Annotated in this window: 1 pseudogene; it reads left to right on the plus strand. The window is 71.9% G+C overall.

From position 1 onward, the window contains the following. Positions 1-327 (plus strand): annotated as a pseudogene (locus UK12_RS42365) (hypothetical protein); the annotation flags it as partial.

The raw sequence follows: 327 nt of genomic DNA on the forward strand, positions 1-327 counted from the left end.
GCTGGTGCACGTCACCGCCCGCCGAATCCGCCGGGGGACGGCCGCCGAGGCGGCGGCCGAGTCGGGACTGGCGAAGCTGATCGAGCTGCACGCGCTGAACTCGTTCGGCGACATGCTGATCACCATCGCGCTGGCCTGGACCATCTTCTTCGCGGTCCCGAGCGGCGAGGCCCTCGTCCGGGTGGCGCTTTACCTGCTCGGCACCATGGCCCCGTTCGGCCTGCTGGCTCCGGTGCTCGGCCCGCTGCTCGACCGGATGCCGCACCGCCGCCGCACCGCGATGCAGATGTCGATGCTGGTCCGCGCCGTCCTGGCGTGCAGCAGCAT

It is taken from the genome of Saccharothrix sp. ST-888, from assembly GCF_000955975.1.
GTDB lineage: Bacteria > Actinomycetota > Actinomycetes > Streptomycetales > Streptomycetaceae > Kitasatospora.